23 protein-coding genes are annotated in these 22,540 nt (G+C 38.4%); 7 read left to right on the top strand and 16 right to left on the bottom strand.

Going from position 1 to position 22,540, the window contains the following annotated elements; translation table 11 throughout:
* The 6 genes from msbA to AC1M84_RS02030 form a co-directional block, all read right to left on the bottom strand.
* A complete protein-coding gene (gene msbA / locus AC1M84_RS02055) occupies positions 1 to 1,725 on the bottom strand; it encodes a lipid A export permease/ATP-binding protein MsbA (RefSeq protein ID WP_481593004.1) in 1,725 nt (574 codons plus the stop codon).
* 233 nt (positions 1,726 to 1,958) lie between these two features.
* Positions 1,959 to 2,849, bottom strand: coding sequence for a ParB/RepB/Spo0J family partition protein (locus AC1M84_RS02050; protein ID WP_035264597.1), 891 nt, complete (start codon positions 2,847 to 2,849; stop codon positions 1,959 to 1,961).
* A complete protein-coding gene (locus AC1M84_RS02045) occupies positions 2,846 to 3,628 on the bottom strand; it encodes a ParA family protein (RefSeq protein ID WP_035264598.1) in 783 nt (260 codons plus the stop codon). The genes AC1M84_RS02050 and AC1M84_RS02045 overlap by 4 nt, the downstream gene beginning before the upstream one ends.
* A gap of 23 nt (positions 3,629 to 3,651) precedes the next feature.
* On the bottom strand, positions 3,652 to 4,284 hold the full coding sequence (gene rsmG / locus AC1M84_RS02040) for a 16S rRNA (guanine(527)-N(7))-methyltransferase RsmG (RefSeq protein ID WP_481593002.1): 633 nt from the start codon (positions 4,282 to 4,284) through the stop codon (positions 3,652 to 3,654).
* An 85-nt stretch (positions 4,285 to 4,369) separates the two neighbouring features.
* A complete protein-coding gene (murU, locus tag AC1M84_RS02035; RefSeq protein WP_481593001.1) occupies positions 4,370 to 5,059 on the bottom strand; it encodes an N-acetylmuramate alpha-1-phosphate uridylyltransferase MurU in 690 nt (229 codons plus the stop codon).
* Positions 5,056 to 6,072 (bottom strand): aminoglycoside phosphotransferase family protein, encoded by a 1,017-nt coding sequence (locus AC1M84_RS02030; protein WP_481593000.1) that lies wholly within the window; start codon positions 6,070 to 6,072, stop codon positions 5,056 to 5,058. Before AC1M84_RS02030 ends, murU begins: the two co-directional genes overlap by 4 nt.
* Before the next feature lie 119 nt (positions 6,073 to 6,191).
* On the opposite strand from AC1M84_RS02030, the gene AC1M84_RS02025 reads away from it, so the two are divergent.
* Positions 6,192 to 8,666 carry an LPS-assembly protein LptD gene (locus tag AC1M84_RS02025; RefSeq protein WP_092766270.1) on the top strand — a complete coding sequence of 825 codons (2,475 nt, stop codon included), beginning with the start codon at positions 6,192 to 6,194 and terminating at the stop codon, positions 8,664 to 8,666.
* Positions 8,666 to 9,964, top strand: a complete 1,299-nt coding sequence (locus AC1M84_RS02020) for a peptidylprolyl isomerase (protein WP_481591162.1) — start codon at positions 8,666 to 8,668, stop codon at positions 9,962 to 9,964. Before AC1M84_RS02025 ends, AC1M84_RS02020 begins: the two co-directional genes overlap by 1 nt.
* 107 nt (positions 9,965 to 10,071) lie before the next feature.
* On the opposite strand, the gene hfq is transcribed toward AC1M84_RS02020, so the two are convergent.
* The 4 genes from hfq to tsaE all read right to left on the bottom strand — a co-directional run bounded on the left by hfq (position 10,072) and on the right by tsaE (position 14,050).
* Entirely contained in the window at positions 10,072 to 10,581 is a 510-nt protein-coding gene (hfq, locus tag AC1M84_RS02015) for an RNA chaperone Hfq (RefSeq protein WP_481594322.1), read from the bottom strand.
* A gap of 89 nt (positions 10,582 to 10,670) precedes the next feature.
* Positions 10,671 to 11,615, bottom strand: coding sequence for a tRNA (adenosine(37)-N6)-dimethylallyltransferase MiaA (miaA, locus tag AC1M84_RS02010; RefSeq protein WP_481594321.1), 945 nt, complete (start codon positions 11,613 to 11,615; stop codon positions 10,671 to 10,673).
* Between the two features lie 6 nt (positions 11,616 to 11,621).
* Entirely contained in the window at positions 11,622 to 13,574 is a 1,953-nt protein-coding gene (gene mutL / locus AC1M84_RS02005) for a DNA mismatch repair endonuclease MutL (protein ID WP_180027668.1), read from the bottom strand.
* Between the two features lie 8 nt (positions 13,575 to 13,582).
* Positions 13,583 to 14,050: a tRNA (adenosine(37)-N6)-threonylcarbamoyltransferase complex ATPase subunit type 1 TsaE gene (gene tsaE / locus AC1M84_RS02000; RefSeq protein ID WP_481592995.1), complete on the bottom strand. Its 468-nt coding sequence runs from the start codon at positions 14,048 to 14,050 to the stop codon at positions 13,583 to 13,585.
* Positions 14,051 to 14,166: 116 nt separating this feature from the next.
* Here tsaE and AC1M84_RS01995 point away from each other — a divergent pair, with 116 nt between their 5' ends.
* From AC1M84_RS01995 to AC1M84_RS01985, 3 genes are all read left to right on the top strand, one after another.
* Positions 14,167 to 15,090 carry an RluA family pseudouridine synthase gene (locus AC1M84_RS01995; protein ID WP_481594320.1) on the top strand — a complete coding sequence of 308 codons (924 nt, stop codon included), beginning with the start codon at positions 14,167 to 14,169 and terminating at the stop codon, positions 15,088 to 15,090.
* 106 nt (positions 15,091 to 15,196) lie between these two features.
* The gene (locus tag AC1M84_RS01990) at positions 15,197 to 15,499 is read left to right on the top strand and encodes a type II toxin-antitoxin system RelB/DinJ family antitoxin (protein ID WP_092766206.1); all 303 of its coding nucleotides are present in this window, start codon (positions 15,197 to 15,199) and stop codon (positions 15,497 to 15,499) included.
* Positions 15,500 to 15,620: 121 nt separating this feature from the next.
* A complete protein-coding gene (locus tag AC1M84_RS01985) occupies positions 15,621 to 16,064 on the top strand; it encodes a GNAT family N-acetyltransferase (protein WP_035264628.1) in 444 nt (147 codons plus the stop codon).
* A 50-nt stretch (positions 16,065 to 16,114) separates the two neighbouring features.
* Here the strand turns inward: AC1M84_RS01985 and AC1M84_RS01980 are convergent, their stop codons facing one another.
* Positions 16,115 to 16,843: a pseudouridine synthase gene (locus AC1M84_RS01980; RefSeq protein ID WP_481594319.1), complete on the bottom strand. Its 729-nt coding sequence runs from the start codon at positions 16,841 to 16,843 to the stop codon at positions 16,115 to 16,117.
* A gap of 123 nt (positions 16,844 to 16,966) precedes the next feature.
* Between AC1M84_RS01980 and AC1M84_RS01975 the strand changes: the two genes are divergently transcribed.
* Together AC1M84_RS01975 and AC1M84_RS01970 are read left to right on the top strand one after the other, a co-directional pair.
* Entirely contained in the window at positions 16,967 to 17,419 is a 453-nt protein-coding gene (locus AC1M84_RS01975; RefSeq protein WP_481594318.1) for a DUF441 domain-containing protein, read from the top strand.
* Positions 17,420 to 17,539: 120 nt separating this feature from the next.
* Positions 17,540 to 18,391 carry an alpha/beta hydrolase family protein gene (locus AC1M84_RS01970; RefSeq protein WP_481594317.1) on the top strand — a complete coding sequence of 284 codons (852 nt, stop codon included), beginning with the start codon at positions 17,540 to 17,542 and terminating at the stop codon, positions 18,389 to 18,391.
* A gap of 49 nt (positions 18,392 to 18,440) precedes the next feature.
* Here AC1M84_RS01970 and gltS read toward each other — a convergent pair whose 3' ends face one another.
* From gltS to AC1M84_RS01945, 5 genes are all read right to left on the bottom strand, one after another.
* Positions 18,441 to 19,664 carry a sodium/glutamate symporter gene (gene gltS, locus AC1M84_RS01965; protein ID WP_180027662.1) on the bottom strand — a complete coding sequence of 408 codons (1,224 nt, stop codon included), beginning with the start codon at positions 19,662 to 19,664 and terminating at the stop codon, positions 18,441 to 18,443.
* A gap of 122 nt (positions 19,665 to 19,786) precedes the next feature.
* The gene (locus AC1M84_RS01960) at positions 19,787 to 20,032 is read right to left on the bottom strand and encodes a hypothetical protein (RefSeq protein ID WP_481594316.1); all 246 of its coding nucleotides are present in this window, start codon (positions 20,030 to 20,032) and stop codon (positions 19,787 to 19,789) included.
* A 217-nt stretch (positions 20,033 to 20,249) separates the two neighbouring features.
* Positions 20,250 to 20,519: a hypothetical protein gene (locus tag AC1M84_RS01955; protein WP_481594315.1), complete on the bottom strand. Its 270-nt coding sequence runs from the start codon at positions 20,517 to 20,519 to the stop codon at positions 20,250 to 20,252.
* 185 nt (positions 20,520 to 20,704) lie between these two features.
* Positions 20,705 to 21,487 carry a hypothetical protein gene (locus AC1M84_RS01950; protein ID WP_481594314.1) on the bottom strand — a complete coding sequence of 261 codons (783 nt, stop codon included), beginning with the start codon at positions 21,485 to 21,487 and terminating at the stop codon, positions 20,705 to 20,707.
* 23 nt (positions 21,488 to 21,510) lie between these two features.
* Positions 21,511 to 22,503 (bottom strand): restriction endonuclease, encoded by a 993-nt coding sequence (locus AC1M84_RS01945; RefSeq protein WP_035267103.1) that lies wholly within the window; start codon positions 22,501 to 22,503, stop codon positions 21,511 to 21,513.
* Positions 22,504 to 22,540 lie beyond the last annotated feature (37 nt).

Below are 22,540 nucleotides of genomic sequence, written 5' to 3'. Positions count from 1 at the left end.
TTATTCCTCAAAATTACGTTGATGCAGTTGGAAATATGCACCACGCAAATCGAGTAATTCCTGATGTGTTCCCTGCTCTAATATCCGACCTTTATCCATTACTACGATAAGATCTGCATTCTCAATCGTTGATAATCGATGTGCAATGACAATCGTGGTCCGATCCTGCATAGCTGCATCAAAAGCACGCTGAATAAAGTATTCAGACTCATTGTCTAATGCGCTTGTCGCTTCATCAAGAATTAAAATTGGAGCATTTTTTAAGATTGCGCGAGCAATTGCAATACGCTGTCTTTGTCCGCCAGATAAATTTAAACCTTGAGCACCTAATGGTGTGTCATAGCCTTGAGGCAGTGCCATAATAAAGTCATGGGCATAAGCAGCTTTCGCAGCAGCAATAACCTGCTCTTCCGAAGCATCTTGTAACTGACCATAAGCAATATTCTCACGAACAGTACGGTTAAACAGCACGACTTGCTGATTGACCATAGCCACTTGTGAGCGTAACGCTGTAACTTCAATATCTTGAATATCATGGCCGTCAAATTTGATTGACCCTGAACTTAATTCTTGAAAACGAACCAATAAGTTAACTAAAGAAGACTTACCAGCCCCCGAACGCCCCACCAACGCTACAGTCTGCCCAGCTTTAACATTTAAATTGAAATCATGGATGGCATGGAAACCATCGCTATATGTTAAATTTGCCTGATTAAATTCAATATTGCCTTTGAGTTGTGGTTTTAACTGCCCTTCATTTTTTTCTTCAGGCATATCCAATAACTCAAATACTGAATGTGCTGCAGCCATTCCTCGCTGTAATTTTTCATTGATATCGGTTAAAGCTTTAATCGGCTTACTCAACATACCGGCTGCAGTAATATACGCAACAAACTGACCCGCTGAAGTATCCTGTAATATCTCAGGTCTTAAAGCAATCCAAATCACAATACTTAAAGCGATCGCCATAATAAGTTGTACAACAGGACTATTTAATTGTTGTACTGCAACCATTTTTAAACCACGACGCAAGTTTTCGAGTGAGGTTTCTTTAAAACGAGTTTGCTCGTATGCCTGTCCACCAAACCCTTTAACAACCAGATTACCATTCACGGTTTCTTGCACTACATGGTTTACATCACCCATCGTATCTTGCACTTGAGTAGACAGCTTACGCATACGTTTAGCAGCTTTTCTAATCAACAAACCGATTAATGGCGCAAAAATCAAAATACATAAAGTCAAGCGCCAGTTGGAATAGAACAAATATCCTAACAGCGCAATGGTGATCAAACCTTGTTGTAATAAGGTTCTTAATGACTCCGTTGAGGCAGCAGTCAGCTGTTCAACGTTGTACATAATTTTGGCAGTAATATGACCACTAGTGTTATCTAAATAATATTGCGACGGCAATCGCATTAACTTAGCAAAAACTTCTTGGCGAATATTAAAAATTAGATTTCGAGAAATCACCGAAGTGTAGTATCCACCTAGAAATAGCCCCACTCCTCGTACAAACATCAAAACAACAACCAAAAATGGGAATAAGTTCGTGAAACTTCGATCCTGTTCTTGAATGGCATTGATAATATGCTCTAATAATTTCGCAACAGAAACTTCAGTCGCGGCATTCAGCACAAAACCAAATACAACAATCAATGCAATCGTCCAGTACTGTTTTAAGTAACTCAACAAACGCATATAAACTTTAAAATCTTGCTTCACTCACAACCTCTAATTGGTACGGTATCCTTAAACACCTAAACAGATTCAGCACGTATGCAATTTAATCATACATAATTCGAACATCGAATGCTAAAGTCTGCCCCACTCTAAAATCAATGACCTGATTGTATGAAATGATCAAAGTAAACCTTAGCTCAATTGGAGTATTGAGACCTAAATGACTTAAATCTCAAACTCAACTAAATAAATCACATTTACTGCTTTTAAATTAATTATTTTTCATCTAAACAGATATTTAGAATACCATCTAACTCATCAAGTGAATGGTAATGAATCACAAGCTTACCTTTACCTTGCTTATTGTGATCAATTTTAACATCTGCACTGAAACGTTCAGAAAGACGCTGAGTCAGTTGCTCTAAATCAGCTGAAATTGATGGTTTTGGCTTATCCTGTTTTGGTGCATTAAAATCACGCACTAACTGTTCTGTTTGACGAACAGAAAGGTTTTTTTCAATGACAATTTTTGCAATTTCAATTTGGTCTTTTGCACGCAAAGTCAATATTGCACGCGCATGCCCCATATCTAATTGACCTTGTTGGATATGGTCTTTAATCGGATCCGCTAAGCTTAATAAGCGCAATAAATTACTTACTGTAGTACGTGCCTTGCCCACCGTTTCAGCAATTTCTTGGTGACTTAATCCAAACTCTTCATGAAAACGCTGCAATGCCATAGCTTGATCAATTGGATTTAAATCTTGGCGTTGAATGTTTTCAATTAATGCCAACGCAATTGCAACTTGATCTGACAAATCACGAACAATTGCAGGAACTTCATTTAGTCCAGCGATTTGAGCTGCTCGCCAACGGCGCTCCCCTGCAATAATTTCATATTGATGTACATCATCCTCAATTGGACGAATGACAATCGGCTGCATGATGCCATGCTTTTTAATAGAAGATGCTAATTCCTGAAGGTCTTCTTCATGAATAAAGCGTCGCGGCTGATAATTACCACGTTTAAGAAGTTTGACATCTACTTGTTTGAGCTGACCATGATCTAATGACTGTGCTTCTAATTGTAATTTTTCTTTTTGAATAGAGCCCAATAACGCATCTAAGCCACGACCCTTTGCTAAGCCTCTTTTCTTCACGGTCATGCTTTACTTCCTTTTTTCACTTTGGTTTTTTTTAACATTTCAGCAGCAAGATTCAAATAAGCCACTGCACCCTTAGAACTTTTTTCAAAATAAATAATCGGTAACCCATGTGCTGGCGCTTCCGCTAAACGCACATTTCGAGGAATAACCGTTTCGTATAATTTTTTACCAAAATACTGCTCCAACTCATCCGACACATCACGTGTCAGCGCATTTCGAGCATCGTACATGGTACGCAATACACCAATGATTTCTAAATCAGGATTTAACGCTTGTTGAATACGATCAATCGTTTGTGTTAAATCCGCCAAACCTTCCAAGGCATAATATTCACACTGCATTGGAATGATCACGCTTTTAACAGCAGCCAATGCATTTACCGTGATCAAACTTAAGCTTGGTGCACAATCCACAATGATGTAATCAAACTTATCTTCAATTTGTTGGATCGCATCACGCAGAATAAATTCACGACCGTCTTGCTCAGCAATGGCTAATTCAACACCTGCTAAATCACGATTGGAGCCAAGTACGCGATATCCAACTTCAGCTTTAGTGATGGCTGTTTCAATTGGCACTTCACCCAGTAAAACATCAGTTACTGAGTATAAGAGATCATTCTTTTGAATACCCGAACCCATTGTGGCATTGCCTTGAGAGTCCATATCAATCAACAATACTCGCTTTTTAAGCACTGCTAATGATGCAGCCAAATTTACAGCAGTCGTGGTTTTACCTACGCCACCTTTTTGGTTCGCAATAGCAATAATTTGAGCCATGGTAACCCCAATCCCTAGAATTTTTAAATTTGTTTAAGTAGCAATAAATGACGTTGTTCATCTAAACGAGGAACGTGAAGCTCAATAATTTCGCAACTCAACTCATCTTTATGGTTTTCAATTTCCTCAGCAGGAATTAAACCTTTCATAGAAGCAATAACACTGTTTTCATGCATAAAAGGACGAGAAGCAGTAATAAAATCTGTCAGTGAGGCGAAAGCACGACTGGTAATTACATCGAATTTACCCAGTTCATTAATACTCTCTTCATTCTCTACTCGAGTTTGAACTGCCACAACATTTTTTAGTTTTAGATCAGCAATAAACTGTTTGAGAAAACGAATTTTTTTTCCATTCGAATCCAGAAGCACACAGCTTCGCTCAGGTTGACATAGCGCGATGATCATCCCCGGCATACCACCACCGGTACCGATATCAAGCAATCGCCCTTGAGGCAAGTCTTTCAAGATGCTGAGGCTATCCAATAAATGCTTAACTAACATTTCTTTAGGATCACGAATCGCGGTCAAGTTGTACGCCTTATTCCACAATACAAGCGCATCTTGATATTTTAATAATAAACTCAACGCCTCACCAGTGAGTGATAAACCTAGTTTTTGACTACCTTGTTGTAACTCATGAAAAAAAGGATGCATAAACAGTAAACATCTCAATAAAATTAATCAAAGTATACCGTTTTATGCATCGTGGAACACTATTTAACGCTTAGTGAATACTCAGTTAGTTAAATTGTCCTTCTCGAATTTGCTGATCCAACTGCATCAACCTTTCTGGAGTACCCACATCCACCCACGTTTCTGCCATTTTTGCAGCAGAAATTCTGTGGTTGTGCATAGCATCTTTAAGCAAAGGTGCTAAAGGACGCTTGCCCCATTCTAGACCTTGAAATAAACGAGGATGAATCACCGCAATACCACTATAAGTCAGATTTTCGCCCTCTTTTTCTTGCTCAAAAGTATAAGCACGACCATCTAATAGTGTGAAATCACCTTGAGGATGTTGTAGCGGATTTGGTACAAGTACCAAGTGTGCTAGATCTTCTTGTAAATCAAGCTCAAGCAACTGAGCAAAATCAAACTGAGTCCACACATCCCCATTGACGAGAATAAATGGTTCTTCACCCAACAACGGCAAAGCATTGATGATTCCACCAGCTGTTTCCAAACCCTCATCTTCACGCGTCCAGCGAATGTTCACACCAAACTGAGAACCATCGCCTAAAGCACCGATCAATTTGTCGGCCAGCCATGCCGAATTAATAATAATTTCACTAACACCAATCGACTTTAGTTTTTCAATATGCCATACAATTAAAGGCTTTCCACCCACTTCCAACAGTGGCTTTGGTTTATAAAGCGTCAAGGGACGCATACGGTTACCCAGACCGGCTGCTAAAATCATGGCTTTCATGCAGCTACTACCTCATAGTGACCATACTTGGCTTCAAATGCATGAAGCACTTTATCTTCAACCCATTGAATAAATGGAGTGAGTTCAGCGTAAGGCTTCGACTCTTCGAGTAAATACCACATGACACGAGGCAGGTCTTTTAAATAGCCCGACTTTCCATCACGTTCAAACAATCGCACAAAAATACCTAAAATCTTTAAATGGCGTTGAATCGCCATGAAGTCAGCATCTTTAATGAAGCGCTCTAAATCACGATCAATTTTTGAATCATCTGGTAATAATTCATAGAAGGTTTTAAACCATTGTTTTACACGTGCTGGAGGCCATTGCACGTATGCATCACGTGTAATTGAAATCAAGTCGTAGGTATCCGCACCGATTACCGCATCTTGAAAATCAATTACGCCTTGTTCTTGTTCATCATTCAACAACATGAGATTACGACTGTGAAAGTCTCGATGAACAATCACTTGTGGTTGAGCTAAAGCCACATTTGCCAATATCGCAAAAGTACGCTTAATCAAACCTTGTTCATCAGCATTTAATCGAATATTTAGTGATGGAAGCAACCAATCTGTGAATAACTCCATTTCACTGATTAATTTTTCGTAACTATATTCTGGAAACTGATCCACACCATGAATAGACTGTAATTGAATGAGTTGTTTAAAACTCTGTAAATAATGCTGATCTACCGTGTCATTGTTTAAATGGTTCGCTAAAAGCTCATCCCCAAAATCTTCAAGAAGCAACAACCCTTGCTCTAAATCCTTTGCAACAATATGTGGAACACGAACACCATGACGATCAAAGAATTCATCAATCGTCACAAAAGGTACACAATCTTCTTTTTCTGGAGGTGCATCCATTAACATAAATGATTTATTATTCAAGGTGATTCGCGCATAGCGACGGAAACTGGCATCGCCTGCTAAATATTTTATTTCGAACTGCTCTGATTGAAGTACAGATTGCACCCACGTATGTATCAATTGTTCACGTTGTGTATTCATTTGCTATAAATTCTAGTACAGGCTGAATATTTAAAGTGCTAAGTGTAGCCACTAATCCGTTTTTTCTCTATGATGCGACAATAATTAATTGCAATTTGCATACTTGGTTAATGATATAAATGAAGCATCAGTTTACTTTCAGCCCTTTGGCGACTGCTATTTTAACCTTATTGTGTGGTAGCACAGTCTCAAGTTATGCCGACTCTAAAGACAGTACAACTGAGGTGGACAATCAAGCACTTCAAACTGCAATTAAAGAAAGCTACCCTGGTCAGCGCTTCTTTGATCAATATTATGTCAATAAAAATTCAGCCGAAGCGCAACAACGTAGCACGTTCTCCCCAAGCTCGAAATTTTGTGCTCAAACTTGGTTGACACCTATCAGCCCTGATACTAAAGCAGTTGATCCTGAGCAAGCAACATCGATCATCACCGCTGATCGTGCATATTACAATCCAAATGGTGATTCAGAATTAGAAGGCAATGTCATCATCGATCAGCAAGGTCGTATGGTTCGTGCAGATAAGATTAAAATTGACAACACTCAAACCCATGCCAAAGCTTCTGGCAATGTACAGTTGGCACAAGCGGGTTTATTGGCTCAAAGTGATCAAATTGACTACAATTTAAAAACCCAAACGGGACGCCTCAATAACAGCTTTTATATTTCAGAAGCGACACATGGGCATGGTCGTGCAGAAAATATTGAGCGCACCTCACCCAATATTTTACTCCTTCAGAATGCAACTTATAGCACGTGTCCACCTGAGCAAAGCCCAACATGGAAGATTCAAGCCAATTCGATTGAGTTAAATCAAGACACTGGGCGTGGCGTGACCAAAGGCACTAAACTATATATTAAAAACACACCAGTGCTGGCTGTGCCATATTTCAATTTCCCTATTGATGATCGTCGTACCACTGGCTTATTAAACCCAGGTTTTGGTTATACCAACGATGGTGGTTTAGAACTTGAGGCGCCAATTTATCTCAATTTAGCACCCAATTATGATGCGACTATAACTCCACGTTTCATTGGCGGCCGTGGATTGATGGCTGAGGGTGAGTTCAGATATCTGACTGAACAATATGGTGGAGGTCGTATTTGGGGTGGTTATTTAGCACAAGATCGTAAATATGATGATGAAGATCGTAAAGATTTACACCTCTTGCATAATTGGAAAATCAATGACCAATGGATGACCAATTTAGAATACAACTATGTTTCTGATAAAGACTTCTTTGCCGATCTAGACAGCAATCCGAATACAAGAACGGAGTTAAACCAACGCCGCGCTTGGGATCTTAATTACGCGAATGGAATTCCAGGGTTACGCGCGCAACTCAAAGTTGAAGACTTCCAGACGCTAGACCCTGATGTTGATGATGTTGATCGCCCCTATGCACGACTACCGCAATTGCTCGTCAATTATATCACTGGTAATCCGCAAGGACTGGAATATGAATTTAATAACGATACAGCATATTTCCAAAAAGATATTAATGACTTAAATGCTTCAGACAACTCAAATATGGACACCATTTATCAACCAAGTGGTACACGTCTTTATAATGAGTTTTCTGCTCGATATAATTTCCGCAATCAATGGTCATTCTTTATACCTCAAGCATCAGTTCGCTCTATAAATACCTTCTTTGATCAAAATACGATTGATCGTATCACCGAAGAACAAAGAAAAAATACCAAAGACAATGCAGTTATAGTTCCAGAGTTTACTTTAGATGCTGGTCTTATCTTTGAAAAAGATGGAAAATTCTTACAAACCATCACACCACGTGCATTCTATGCTTATGCACCACATAGAAATCAAAACAGTTCACCAAACTTTGACTCAACCGCAGCGTCCCTGAATTACGATCAACTCTTTAATCCACGTCGCTTTTACGGTCATGACCGCCTAGAAGATAATAACTTCTTATCACTCGGGGTAAGTTACAGCCTCTTTGATACTATCGGATTAGAACGTTTACGTGCCAGCATCGGACAAAGTTACTATTTTGAAGACCGTAAGGTGACTTTGAATAATAGTCAAAATGACCCATTTAATACTGAGCGTCAAACTGGTCCTGTGATCAGCATTGCCAGCCAGCTTTCTCAGAACTTTACTGTGAATGCAAACTCAATGTGGATGTCTAACGGAGATAATGCTCAACGTGATCTACAAGTGTATTACACAGGTGATCAAGGTAACCTATACAACTTTGGTTATTTTAATCGTAAGCGACTTGAAGATCGTCAAGACCACTATGACCAAGTTACAGCATCCTTTATACAACCTGTGAAAGGTAATTGGAATTTGATGGGTCATATGCAATATGATCTAGACAACAGTGTTGCACGCGAGTACCTTTTAGGTATTAATTATGAGTCGTGCTGCTGGGGTGTTTCGGTCTATGGTCGCTCTTATTACAATGACTTAGATGATGTTAATGCACCAGACACCAAACAAAAACGTGCTGTAATGGCAGAGTTTACACTTAAAGGACTTGGTGGCTTAAACAGTAAGTTAAGCTCTTTACTGGAAAATCGAATCTTGGGTTTCGATAAAGTTAAACAAAATTGGACGAATTAATGAAGATGCAAAATTTAAAACAACTCTTTAAAGCTTCAGCGTTAGCACTTGTTATTTCTGCATCAGTGTCAAGTTATGCAAACCCATCAGATCAAATCGTTGCTATTGTTGGCAAAAGCGCCATTTTAAAAAGTGACATTGCACAAGGTGTCGCTGAGCTACAACATCAGCTTAAAGCTCAAAAACAGGATGTACCACCACTTCAGGTACTTGAAAATCAAGCTCTGAATAAACTTATCATCCAAAATGCGCAACTTGAACAAGTAAAACGCTATGGCATTCAAGTTGATGAAAAAACTTTAAATGATGCTGTACTTAATGTTGCTCGCCAGTCGAACAGTAATAGCCTAGAAGACTTCCAGCAAAAGCTTGACCGTATGGCTCCAGGCACTTATGAAAACCTACGTGCTAAAGTCGCTGATGATCTTGCTATTCAGCGCTTACGTCAACAACAAGTGATGTCACGCATCAAAATCAGCGACCAAGATGTTGAAAACTTCCTCAAATCACCGGAAGGTCAAGCTGCTGTGGGTACTCAAGCTCACGTGATTCACTTCAGAATTTCTGGTGAAGCCTCTCAACAAGAACTCACTCAAGTCGCGCAACAAGTTCAAGATGCACTTCAAGCTTCGAATGATGTAGATGCGATACAGAAACAATTTTCTACATCTACAATTAAAGTTGAAGGTGCAGATATGGGCTCGCGCTCAATCGCAGATATTCCAGAAGAACTTGCATCGAGTATCGCTTTAGTTTCACCAGGCAATACTACTGATTTAATTCAGGCTCGAGATGGCATCCACTTGTTGAAACTCTTAGAGCGCAAGTCAAATCAGAAAAAGACAATTGTGCCACAATACCAAACTCGCCATATTCTGATTAAGACTTCTGAAGTGGTGAGTCCTGAAAATGCCAAACACACTATTGACAGTATCTATAGCCGTGTAAAGGCAGGTGATGATTTTGCAGTCCTTGCTGCAACTTATTCTAATGATCCAGGTTCTGCACGTGATGGTGGTAGCTTAGGTTGGGTTTCACCAGGTATGATGGTGCCAGAGTTTGATCAAAAAATGCAGACTGCGAAAATTGGCGAAGTCAGTGAACCTTTTGAAACACAGTTTGGTTGGCATATTTTGCAAGTTACTGATGCACGTCAGCAAGACATGACTCAGGAACAGCAAAAACGCATAGCGCGCCAAATTCTTGGTGACCGTCAATTTGATGCAGAGTTAGATGGCTGGTTAAGAGAGCTTCGCGCAAGTACATACGTTGAAATTAAACAACCCAACCAAAACTAATTTTTTCTTAATTGAGAGCCTCCACTATGGGGGCTTTAATTTTAATTTTTAGGCTGTTCATATAAAAAAAGGCACCTTCATCAGGTGCCTTTTTGATTACTCAAAAATTAACGATTGTTATCGTCTTCTTGAGCATCATCAAATTTTGTTTCGCCATCAAAGTTTGGTGTAGAAGTCGCACCAAAGCCACCTTGACCACCGAAGCCACCTTGACCGCCAAAACCTTGACCGCCAAAACCTTGACCGCCACCGAAGCCACCTTGACCGCCAAAGCCACCTTGACCGCCAAAGCCACCTTGACCACCGAAGCCGCCTTGACCACCGAAGCCACCTTGACCACCGAAGCCACCTTGTTGACCACCGAAGCCGCCTTGAGCACCAGCAGGAGCGCCTGCAGGAGCACCAGCAGGACGTGGATTACGTGCAGGTACAACTGTTGAAATAGCGTGTTTGTAAACCATTTGGCTTACCGTGTTTTTTAATAATACAACGTATTGGTCAAATGATTCGATATGACCTTGTAATTTAATACCGTTGACTAAAAAGATTGAAACTGGAATACGTTCCTTACGGAGAGAGTTTAAGAACGGATCTTGTAAAGTTTGACCTTTAGACATGTTATACTCCAAAAAATAAAATCAGCGCAAAAAAACTATCTTTATTTTTCAATTAAAATTTATAAAAAAGATAGTGAGTAAATTTTGCTTTATCCATATAAGTTTCGCAAGTCTTCTTGAGCTTGCTTTATCGTCAAAAAAGTTTGAAAACTGTGCGCTTCTTGCAAAGAACGTAACCAAGTGTATTGACGTTTAGCCAGTTGTCGTGTTGCAAACAAACACTTGTCTTCCATATCTTGCTTAGATTTGAGACTTCTATCACTATTTCTAAGGAAATCTAAAGCTTGGCGATATCCAACAGATCTCGCCGATGGCAAATTATCGTTTAAATCGTATTTTTCAATCAGGTGCTCCACCTCATTTAAAAAACCGATATCCCACATTATTTTTAGGCGCAGTTCAATTCTTTTGTGTAATTCTACACGATCAGGTAATAGCGCATAATTATGAAAATTGTAACGATATGGCTGTTTTTTAGGCTGTTCAGCTTGAAGCTCAGTGATAGGTCGACCTGTGAGACGATAGACCTCTAGCGCGCGTATAATGCGTTGACGATCACTCACTTTAAACTTCTCACCTGCCATAGGATCGACACGTTTTAACTCTTCGTAGACGTTCTCCCAACCCAATGCCATGGCTTCATTTTCAATTTGTTGACGTACCTTTTCATCAGCATTAGGGAGATTCGTTGCCAAGCCTTCCAACAGTGCTTTGTAGTACAACATCGTCCCACCCACCAAAATTGGGGTCTTACCGCGTGAATGTATTTCATCAATCAGCAGCGATGCATCTTCAACGAATTGAGCTGCCGAATAAACCTCGAGTGGTGTAATAATATCAATCAAGTGATGTGGATATCGTTCCTGCTCTTCTTTTGATGGCTTTGCCGAACCGATATCCATGTCCTTATAGATTAACGCAGAATCCACTGAAACAATTTCAAAATTACCGCGCTCATATAGCTCGCATGCCAAAGCAGTTTTCCCACTCGCAGTCGGCCCCATTAAGTTGATGACTGGCATTTGATTTGACATGTATAATTACTCTCCTCGAGCAAATAATTTATCTAATTGACTAAGTGGAAAAGCTCTCCAAGTCGGTCGTCCATGATTACATTGACTTGCAAACTCAGTTTGTTCCATCTGCCTCAACAGTGCATTCATTTCAGAAATACTTAACATTCGATGCGCACGCACTGCGCCATGACATGCCATCCCTGCCAAGATATGGTCTCTTTTTTGTTGTAAAGCACTGGCCTCATCATTGGGATCAAGATCATTCAAAAGTTCTGGGATTAATGCATTAAAATCAGCTTTGTGCAAAATAGCAGGCACACCTCGCACTATCACTTGCTCATCGCCATATTGATCAATTTCTAAACCAAGCCGCGCCAACTGAGGCTTAAGGTCTTCGATACGCGTGGCTTGCATGCGTGTAATTGAAATCACTTTTGGAATCAGCAACTGCTGTGATGTCCAAAATTCAGGTTTATCCCAAGCAGATTTCATTTGCTGCAACAAGATTCGCTCATGCGCAGCATGCATATCCACAATGATCAAACCTTCAGAATTTTGCGCCAGAATATAAATTCCATGAAGTTGTGCAATTGCAATCCCCAAGGGGAACTCATCAACTCTAGACGATGTTGATTCCATCTCAGCATCATGAGGAACTTCAAAATTAGATGACGTTTCTTTCAAAGGTGCCAAATAAGACTTGAGTGCATTACTGATATTAGAATTTGAATAAGGCTGGCTCGGCGCACTATATTGAACTGACTGAGGCTGTTTAACACTAAAATCTGTTAAATACCCCTCATGACTCGATTCCTGCAACGTCTGGGACATAGGGGGCGATGCTGGAGCATTTTGATGCAGATTAAATTGCTCTTGATAACGTGGTAACTGTACTGATGGTGCGATGACATCTTGATCAAGCTTTAAAGCCTGGGCTAAATCCGCAGTCGCAGTTTGAAATTGCGACAAAGTTTCTTTGGCAAAATGACGTACAAATTCGTGTACTTCACGTTGATTCAAAAATCGAATTTCATGTTTAGTCGGATGCACATTCACATCAATAAATTCAGGATCAACTTCTAAGAACAACAAATAAGCTGCATGTTGATGCCCATGCAAGATGCCATCATAGGCCATTCGCAAAGCATGAGAGATTGTTTTATCTTTTACGATACGACCATTCACGTACACATACTGCAAATCACTTTGTGCTCGAGCATCAGAAGGATGACCTAACCATCCTGATAAGCGCATATTGACACTATCAGCATCGATCCAATACGCATTTTCAGTAAATTGTCGACCTAAAAGCTGCTGTACACGTTGAAATCTGAGTTGACCACTGTCTGCGACAGGCAAATTTAAACGAATAGCACCATTATGTTCCAGCACAATCCGAATATCGAAATGCGTTAAGGCTAAGCGCCGTACGATTTCTTCAATGTGACCAAATTCCGTATTTGGCTTTTTTAAAAACTTTCGTCTTGCTGGCACATTAAAAAATAAATCTTGTACACGTATGTGTGTGCCTTGCTGAGTAGCAACAGCTTGAATCTCTTGATGATCAAAGGCCGTGCCGTTTACTTCGACCTGATAACCAATTCCTGAATCATCACGACTACTGGTCAAGGTCAAGCGCGAAACAGCAGCAATGGAAGCCAAGGCTTCTCCGCGAAAACCTAAGCTCACAATTGCATGTAAATCTTCAGCAGTTTGAATTTTACTGGTCGCATGACGCATGACCGCAAGCGGAAGATCCTCAGGATGAATCCCTTTGCCATTATCGATAATCTCAATCAGCGTACTACCGCCTTGTTCGACTCGAATGATTAATTCAGTCGCACCTGCATCAATGGAGTTTTCTAGAAGTTCCTTCACCACTGATGCAGGACGTTCAATTACCTCTCCCGCAGCAATTTGGTTTGCTAATGCAGGAGATAAGGTTTGAATTCGATTCAAGCTAAGATCATGCGCCATAGATTTATTTAAAACTGTGTCTTTAATTTTGCGAGTAAAGCTTCATCATTTGAAGAAATCGTGACATGACGCACTGACTCATCATCAGATTTCTCAATATTCAAGATAACATCTGCTTCTGGAATTTCGTCACCACCTTTAGAGGGCCATTCAAACAAGAATAGCGCATCAGCAATATCCAGATAATCACGAAGACCCATCAACTCAAGTTCATAAGGATCATTCAAACGATACAAATCAAAATGAAAGACATCCTGCTGATTGATTTTATAGGGTTCAACCAGTGTATAAGTCGGGCTTTTAACCGCACCACGATGACCTAAATTTTGCAGCCAATAACGCGTCAGGGTGGTTTTACCCGCACCCAAATCTCCAATGAGGTATATGACACCCTTTTCAATACACTGCCCTAAACATGCAGCTAATTTTTGAGTATCTGCTTCATCATTTAAGTTGAGTTGAAAAGAATATTGCATCTGGATCACATTAGACATCTGTTGAAGAGGTATAATAGCATGCTCCTGAACAGTGCCTATCTAGACTTGTTCAAAAACTCATTCATCTGATCATTTTTTTATTCTGTTGTCTTGTTATGTCAAAATCAAATTCAGAAAGTGCCCCAAGTTTTACGCCACCGATGATCAATGGTGTAACAGCCAGCAAAGTATTTCTTCCAAATCTACAAATCTCCCCGATCACGATTTATGATTTTCTCATTCAAGCCTTTTCTCATATAGACGCACTGGAATGGCAACAACGCTTTCAAGATGGTCTTATTTATAATACAGATGGCAACAAACTTTCCATCAACTCGGCGTATCAACCCAATTCTCATATATTTTATTATCGTTTTTTAGCAGACGAAATTCATGTTCCATTTAAGGAAAAGATTTTATACGAAAACGATGATCTGCTCGTGGTGGATAAACCTCATTTTTTAACCATGAGTCCGACAGGTCAATATGTTCAAGAAACCTTATTGGTGAGATTAAAGCAGTTCACTGATAATCCTCATCTCACTCCGATTCATCGTTTAGACCGCGAAACAGCAGGTGTTGTTTTATTTTCAAAAAAAGTTGAAAGTCGCGGAGTATATCAACAACTTTTTGCAGATCGTAAAGTATCCAAAACATATCAAGCCATCGCACCTTACTCAAAAGACTTAGTCTTTCCACGAACAGTTGAATTGCGCATAGAAAAGGGAAATCCATTTTATATAATGAAAGTATGTGAAGGCGTTACCAATTCTGTCACTCAAATTGACCTGATAGAACACAACTCACAGTGGGGACGATATATTTTGAAACCGCTGACTGGTAAGCAACATCAACTTCGCGTTCACCTCAATGCACTCAATATTCCAATCAAAAATGATCCTTTTTATCCGGTAATCGCGCATAAAGCTGAGGATGATTTCAGTGCTCCGTTGCAATTACTTGCTGATGAGCTTCAATTTATTGATCCGATATTAAATATTGAAATGCACTTTAAAAGCATGCAAACACTGACATTGTAGATTCATTGTAATGACAAATTTATATAATTTTCACGTTCAGACATTGAAATTACATTTACTTAGATTAAAATAAGCACTTAAATTTAGAGTCGTTTGGTTTTAATTCATGAGAAAAACAGAAGTTTATCAAGTTCGACTTGACTCACAAGAAAAAAAACAAGCCTTTGCAGTTTTTAAGCAATTGGGGATTACACCAGCGCAAGCAGTGCGTTTATTTTTCAAACAAGTTGTACTGACAAAGTCCATTCCTTTTGCAATCGAAAATCAAACGATCAACATGGATCAATTGTTGAAACTCAAAAAGCTTAAGCAAGAACAACAAGATTCCAACACTACAACTTCGAGTTTAGATGACGACGATTTTTTTGCAGAATTGAATGCACTTTTGGGTGAAAGCGATAAAGATTAATTTTTGACATAAGTTAACTTTGTCGTATTTTTAAACAATTTAATTTACAGCGCCCTGCGCAAATATGTTTAGCTCTTCATCATAACAACATTAAAAATAATGATCTGAGGAGAGCTCAACAGTGATAGTACGGAAAGCCACAACAGAAGATCTCAATCAACTCGCTGTACTTTTTGATGAATACCGACAGTTTTATGGTGCATCATCCAATATTCAACAATCCTATGATTTTCTAAAACAGCGATTCGAAAACCAACAAAGTGTTATTTTTATTCACATCAAAAATGATGTAATCACTGGGTTCGTGATTCTTTATTTAGGTTTTTCGTCCCATGCTTGTTCAAGCTACTACATTTTAGATGATGTATATGTCACTCCAATTTATAGAAGACAAGGTTCAGCTAAACAACTCATTGACACTGCAATTTTGTTTGCACAATCCGAAAAAGCCAGTCGAATTTCATTAGAGACGCAACGAAGTAACTTTCAATCTCACCAACTTTACGAAAAGATGGGCTTCGTCAAAGACAATGAATTCCAAACCTATCATTGCTTTCTATCTTAAGGCATTACATAACATATCGTCTTGAGAATAGAGTCTTTAGCATTGATGATTTAAATCTCAAGGAGTTGAGCATCAGGACTTTGATTTTTTGCGGCGAGTATTTGCTGTTCAGTGAGATAGCAATATTCACCTTCAGCAAGCTGATCTAATTTTAATTGTCCAATTTGCAGTCGATGCAATGATTCAACACGATTTCCCACAGCAGCAACCATACGCTTTACTTGATGATAAACGCCTTGATGCACTGTAAATTGTAGGTGTTGATTGCTTATGAGTTGAATATCTGTTGCTTGAAACAATCCTGTTTCATTGCGAAGCTCTACACCTTGACCCAATTGAATGATTTGCTGCTCAGTGACTGGATCTGCTGTATGCATTTGATAAACTTTAGGAACATGTTTTTTAGGATGAGTCAGCGCTTGCAGAAATTGTCCATCATCTGTAAGTAACAATATACCAGTCGTGTCTTGATCTAAACGTCCGACTGTTTGCACTCCCCTTTGCAACAATATGTCATCGATTAATTCAAACACGCTGAAGTGATGCGTCGCTTGATGCGAGCATTCATAGCCTACAGGTTTATTGAGTGCTATATAAACTTTTTCACGATAAGTATATTCATCGTTATACACGTGGAAGCTAAGACCTTGAAGCTTCAGTTTATATTTCGGGTCCGTGATCACAGTACCATCAATGACCACTGCACCAGCTTTAATTAATTGTTGACAATATTTTCGTGATCCAAAGCCTTGAGACTGTAACATTTTTTCCAGAACCATGAATCACTTCCATTACTTACAATATTCGTTGAAATTTAAAGGATGCCATCTGAATGCAGACTTTAAATCAGTTAAACTATTATAACTTTCAAGTACTGTCCTGATAAGCACTGGATCTTCTTTATGTCTCAATTAGACCTCAATTTAATCGTTCTAATCATTTTATTGGCATGTGGAATATTCAGTCAAAATACAGCTGTCACAATTGCAGTCGCAGTACTTATTGTTTTTCGTATCACCCCTTTAAACGTGTATTTTCCATTGCTTCAACAGCATGGTTTAAATATCGGCATTATTATCCTCACCATTGGCGTACTCACGCCAATTGCCAGTGGCACCATTCCGGGTAAAGATATCCTCAAGTCATTCTTGAGCTTAAACTCAATTTTAGCCATTGGAATCGGTTTATTGGTGGCATGGCTAGGTGGTCGTGGCGTAACGCTTATGGCGAATCAGCCAAATATTGTCGCTGGACTTCTGATTGGTACTGTAGCAGGTGTGGCTATTTTACGTGGTGTCCCTGTTGGACCTTTAATTGCAGCAGGAATACTTTCCATTATCATCGGCACTTCTTGAAACAGGTTGCTTTCACGACTGAACAGTCATTTCACAAACGCAACAGTCATCATTTGTTGGTTTGATCTTTTAGAACTGCGGTAAAGTATTTTGATTACGGATACTTGCACAGTTTAAATTATGCAAAAAATTAAAATTATTCGTCAGGATCAATACGAACTTGCTGCTACCTTTTTTCCTGCCGAGCATTCAAAGCGTCTTCCTGTCTTGGTGTGCCCTGCCACTGGAATTACTCAAAAGTTTTATCATCGATTTTGCGAATGGCTTAACCAACAAGGCTATGCCGTAATGGTGTTTGATTTTAGTGGTATTGGTGCTTCTCTTTATGGCCCATTGAAGCAATCCAAAGCAAGTATTGTGCAATGGGGGCAGTTGGATATTCCCGCTGCAATTGATCAACTCTTACAACTCACCCATGCCAAGCAAGTTATTCTTGTCGGTCACAGCGCTGGCGGACAACTCATTGGGATTACCCCCAACCATGATAAAGTTGCAAAAGTCGTTGTAATTGCAGGTTCGACTGGGCATGTAAAAGGGCTCAAAGGTCGTACGAAACTACTTGCCCCTGTGATGTTTAAAGGTATTTTTCCTCTCGCACGTATGACGCTCGGTTACGGCCCTACCCAAGCCATTGGTATGGGGGAAAATCTACCGAAAGATGTTGCACGTGACTGGGCTCAATTTTGTAGTCAACCTGGCTATGTTATTAATGCGATTGGGAAAACGGTTACCCTAGATCAAGACTATCACAAAGAGATACGAATTCCTGTCACAGCCATTTGGGCAAGTGATGATGAGATTGCAACTGAAGCAAATGTTCAGGATTTACTTCGTTTATACCCTAATGCACCTACCGAAGCGATCGAACTCAAACCTAAAGAGCTGGGACATAAAGCAATCGGACACATGATGATGTTCAAACAGTCACATCAAAATATTTGGCCGATGATCGAATCTCAACTGCATATATAAGTCTCCATAAGTAAAAAACCGCCTTTAAGGCGGTTTTTTTAAACTTGCTCTATCCCAATATCCCAATGGAGAGCTGGATCACTATCGCATTTACAATATCAATGAAAAATGCACCAGTCAGTGGAATGAGTAAGAATGCTTTGTGTGAAGGACCATAGGTATTGGTTACTGCTTGAATATTGGCAATAGCCGTTGGCGTCGCACCCATACCAAAACCACAATGACCTGCTGATAAAACTGCAGCATCGTAGTTGCTCCCCATCACCTTAAATGTCACAAAAGCAGTGTATAAAATCAATACCAGCATTTGCACAATCAGAATCGTGACTAACGGTCCTGCCAAATCTGCTAATAACCACAGTTGTAGTGATAACAATGCCATAGATAAATAGAGCGATAAAGATGCATTTCCAAACACGTCAATCGCACGATCAAAGATATTTACTTTGAATACATGTTCAAGCAGATTTCTCAAAATCACACCTGAACCTAGCGCCCAAACAAAGGTTGGAAGCTCAAACCATTTACCCTGACTAAAATCTGTCATTAAGTTTGCCGTGAATATACAAAGTGCAAACATACCAAGGGTCGAAACCGCATTACTTGCAGTAATTAATCGTGTCTTTTTTGGATATTCAAATGGTGCAGATTTTAACTGATCATCTAATTGTGATTCGTTTTGCTCATTTTCAATTTTGTCAGCCAATTGATGACGTTTAATTAAAAATTTAGCAACTGGACCACCAACAATACCACCAATAATCAGACCAAAGGTTGCACTTGCCATACCCAATACAATAGCACCTTGAATGCCATGCTGGGTTTCAAGCACTTGCCCCCATGCACCTGCCGTGCCATGACCACCCGTTAAGGTGATTGAACCCACAATTAAACCAATAAGAGGATCTAAGCCTAAAACCGTCGCTAAACTCACCCCAACAATATTTTGAACGATCACAAATCCGATCACACAGAACAAAAATATAAATAGGGCTTTCCCGCCATCTTTTAATTTAACAAAATCTGCACCTAAGCCCACAGAGGTAAAGAACATCAGCATTAAAATGCTTTGAATTTGCGCATCAAAGGTGGCACTAATATTAAAGAATTTAAATAAGATGAATGCTGTAATTGCTGCGACTAAACCGCCAATCACAGGTTCAGGTAAATTGTAGTTTTTAAAGAATTGGACTCGGTTGACAAGGTATCGCCCAATAAATAGAAAAAATACGGCAATCACGATGGTGCCAAAGGCATCAACTTCAAAATTCATTCTATTTCCCTAATGTTTTAATTTTAATCAATTTTCACAAAGAATTATGCTTTATTCAGCTATTGAAATGTAATTTTTCAATGATTTATAGGCAGTACATTTATTTGTACTGCACTGTTGGTTTATTGCGATTGTTTTCTTCTTTGTTCTCGAATTGATTCGCGAACTCGATCTGACTCGACTACACCTAGGTGGTGCTGATTGTAATAGCGCTGTTTATCGTATTCAGACATGTTTACTGTTTCATCTTTATATTTCTGATAACGTGCATCTTCTTCTGAATCATAATTTTTAATCTCCACGCTTGAACATGCAATGAGCGATAGTCTGATTAAACTTAATGTGAGTAGCGTTTTCATTATATTCATGCTGTGTTCATTTTTTGCTTATTCTATTTATTTCACCTTTCTAGATTGTTGCTGTCTGTTTTATTTATGGTTACGTGCTTGTAAGATTTTCGCAGTAGTCAATTTGAATTTATATTCGATTCAGCATGACGAATCTGTGTGAATATGTTTTAATGCAGGCAGTATGAGATGAGCCTTATATGAGTATCACGTGAGTGGTACGACTAGCCCCGTTAATTTAATGATTACGGGGCTTTTTCATGGGCTTTCTTTTTCGGTAAATGACGGTTTCGCCGTATTTTTGAAACACCCACTCTTTTGCTTGTTGGTCGGTGATGTTTTCAAACACATAGTAGTCATGATCCCATGCCTCTTGATGGAAAATAACCTTCTTCGTATAAGTTTCATTCTTTCCATTGGTCATACAAACAAAGCTGTCGCCTTGGTCTTTGACTTGAGTTCCGTTTAGGAAGCCACCGATACAGAGGAAACGGGATTGTGAGGACATTATAACTTTAACTTTTTTCAATCATTTTACAATGTGCGGATTAAATAATTTATTGAATGAGGAATAAAGTTCATTTAAGTAATTTTCAATAAAATACATGATATCAAATTTGACTTAATGTAGAGTTAAAATATAAATAGTATAAACAATTTATATGAATTCTAATTTATTTAAAATTTAATATATTAAGCAATTTTAAAATTCTCCATGTACTCTTTTCCTTTATTTTCTAATTCAAAAATCCTCCCCTCTTTCCCAACATCTCTGATTAAACCTTTTGATTTTAAAGATTTGAGGGCATCTGCATAATTTAGATAATCTCTCAAATTACTTTCTTCCACATATTCTTTTGATCCAATAGTTATACTAGGTCTATATGAAACTTCATCTTTTCCAATATATTTACCTTCATTAGCGTAAAGATATTCAAGAATATTTTTCTCATAAATTGTTAATTCTTTATACTGCTTTATATTCTCATTATGATCTAATTGATTTCTTTCCTGTCTTAACTTATCTATTTCAGCTCTTAAAATTTCCCTGGTATTTTCGTCATTAATTTGTTCAATATCTACATCACGCTTTGCTTGGTCAATTAACTCTTTCTCTTTATTTGCCAACTCTAAAGATCTTTCTTGCTCTAATAGATTTTTTTCGGCCAAATATTTATGCTCTCTTTTTAGATCCTGTGAGTTCAGACGTTCATAAGCAGACCTTGAAATCCACCCAAATAAAACTTTTAACCAAGGCGTTACCAACATTATTGCAACTGCCGTAATGATTGGAAAAACAATTAAACTTAAAAAAGTTGTTTGATCATCAAATAAAAAGATTTTTTCTTGCGCTGTTCCTTTAGCAAAACACAATAAAAATAAGGCACGCCAATTAAATGCTAAAAACGCTAATAAAAAGAATCCCCAATATGGTTCTTTAATGCGTGTATTAATTGCATCAATCAAATCTTTCATTATTATTCTCGTTCTAGATAACTTTACACCCAACTCAACTTAGGAACATCCACAATGCCTAGTGCTTCTTTAGTCGATGATTTTAATTTTGATAAATTTGCATAAATCCAATCAACCAATTGCTCACCTTCCATAATATTTACTTGGTTTAACTCAGCAAATTCTTTCGACTCTTTTGAAAGATATCCTGTTGTTATAACCCATTTGTAAGTTCTGATACCTATTTCTTCTTCATAGGCAATCAATTGGTTTATTGCATGTTTATCTGTTTCCCCCCTATGATGTTTCACTTGAACTAAAATATTTTTTAAAAATGGGTTGTTTTCTGATGTTGCTTCTATATCAATATCTGCTATGCCTTCACCATTCTTTTTATCTAAGATCAATACACTTGAGTAACCTTGTATTTCTAAGAGTTCTTTAATCAATTCCTCTAACCCCCTACCGCCAGCTTTTAAACGTGTATTCCCTTTCCATAAGGCATTCAATAATTCTGTTTTAAATTCATTTTCATATTGATCTATTTTTTCTTGAAAACTACTCTTTATATCAAAATCCCCTAAGTCCTTTAAGTTTTGAATAATATGATCTATCTCTTGGGAAAATCTTGTTAGATCACCTATTGTAGTTCTAAGCTTTAATCTGCTCTCTAAATTTTCTTTTAGCTTAGAGCGTGGAATATAAATTACTTTTCCATCTTTTCTAAAAAACTCTACATCGATTTGATTAGCACCATGTCCTCCTTTAAATAGAGGATCATATTTTTTGGTTCCTATTACTTTAGCAATCGCAATCTTTTTACCTAAAGGAACAATAACAATATCTTCACTCTTTAATTCAAAATAGTTCTTAACTTGATTAGTCATACGACCAATCGAACCATTTTTCTCGATAATTTCTTGAATCACAGTTTTTATATTTGAATGTACTGAAAAGTTTACCTGCTTCCAACCATATCCAATTCTATTCTCTTTTATTAAAGATTCTGGACTTCTTACCATTAAATATTTTTTCATTTTTTAACACACAAAAATAAGGGCTGATTACTCAGCC

The organism is Acinetobacter sp. 24-47-66 (genome assembly GCF_056779755.1).
The sequence above is the reverse complement of the archived record's forward strand: the minus strand, read 5'-3'. Positions and strand labels throughout refer to the sequence as shown.

Coding starts and splice junctions, on each gene's coding strand:
- AC1M84_RS02030 (WP_481593000.1), bottom strand. CDS start 6,072: ATGAATACACAACGTGAACAATTGATACATACGTGGGTGCAATCTGTA.
- AC1M84_RS02050 (WP_035264597.1), bottom strand. CDS start 2,849: ATGACCGTGAAGAAAAGAGGCTTAGCAAAGGGTCGTGGCTTAGATGCG.
- AC1M84_RS01945 (WP_035267103.1), bottom strand. CDS start 22,503: ATGAAAAAATATTTAATGGTAAGAAGTCCAGAATCTTTAATAAAAGAG.
- mutL (WP_180027668.1), bottom strand. CDS start 13,574: ATGGCGCATGATCTTAGCTTGAATCGAATTCAAACCTTATCTCCTGCA.
- AC1M84_RS02045 (WP_035264598.1), bottom strand. CDS start 3,628: ATGGCTCAAATTATTGCTATTGCGAACCAAAAAGGTGGCGTAGGTAAA.
- rsmG (WP_481593002.1), bottom strand. CDS start 4,284: ATGCATCCTTTTTTTCATGAGTTACAACAAGGTAGTCAAAAACTAGGT.
- gltS (WP_180027662.1), bottom strand. CDS start 19,664: ATGAATTTTGAAGTTGATGCCTTTGGCACCATCGTGATTGCCGTATTT.
- AC1M84_RS01975 (WP_481594318.1), top strand. CDS start 16,967: ATGTCTCAATTAGACCTCAATTTAATCGTTCTAATCATTTTATTGGCA.
- AC1M84_RS01950 (WP_481594314.1), bottom strand. CDS start 21,487: ATGAAAGATTTGATTGATGCAATTAATACACGCATTAAAGAACCATAT.
- AC1M84_RS01980 (WP_481594319.1), bottom strand. CDS start 16,843: ATGGTTCTGGAAAAAATGTTACAGTCTCAAGGCTTTGGATCACGAAAA.
- AC1M84_RS01990 (WP_092766206.1), top strand. CDS start 15,197: ATGAGAAAAACAGAAGTTTATCAAGTTCGACTTGACTCACAAGAAAAA.
- AC1M84_RS02025 (WP_092766270.1), top strand. CDS start 6,192: ATGAAGCATCAGTTTACTTTCAGCCCTTTGGCGACTGCTATTTTAACC.
- murU (WP_481593001.1), bottom strand. CDS start 5,059: ATGAAAGCCATGATTTTAGCAGCCGGTCTGGGTAACCGTATGCGTCCC.
- miaA (WP_481594321.1), bottom strand. CDS start 11,615: ATGTCAAATCAAATGCCAGTCATCAACTTAATGGGGCCGACTGCGAGT.
- AC1M84_RS01995 (WP_481594320.1), top strand. CDS start 14,167: ATGTCAAAATCAAATTCAGAAAGTGCCCCAAGTTTTACGCCACCGATG.
- tsaE (WP_481592995.1), bottom strand. CDS start 14,050: ATGCAATATTCTTTTCAACTCAACTTAAATGATGAAGCAGATACTCAA.
- AC1M84_RS01955 (WP_481594315.1), bottom strand. CDS start 20,519: ATGTCCTCACAATCCCGTTTCCTCTGTATCGGTGGCTTCCTAAACGGA.
- hfq (WP_481594322.1), bottom strand. CDS start 10,581: ATGTCTAAAGGTCAAACTTTACAAGATCCGTTCTTAAACTCTCTCCGT.
- AC1M84_RS01960 (WP_481594316.1), bottom strand. CDS start 20,032: ATGAATATAATGAAAACGCTACTCACATTAAGTTTAATCAGACTATCG.
- AC1M84_RS01970 (WP_481594317.1), top strand. CDS start 17,540: ATGCAAAAAATTAAAATTATTCGTCAGGATCAATACGAACTTGCTGCT.
- AC1M84_RS02020 (WP_481591162.1), top strand. CDS start 8,666: ATGAAGATGCAAAATTTAAAACAACTCTTTAAAGCTTCAGCGTTAGCA.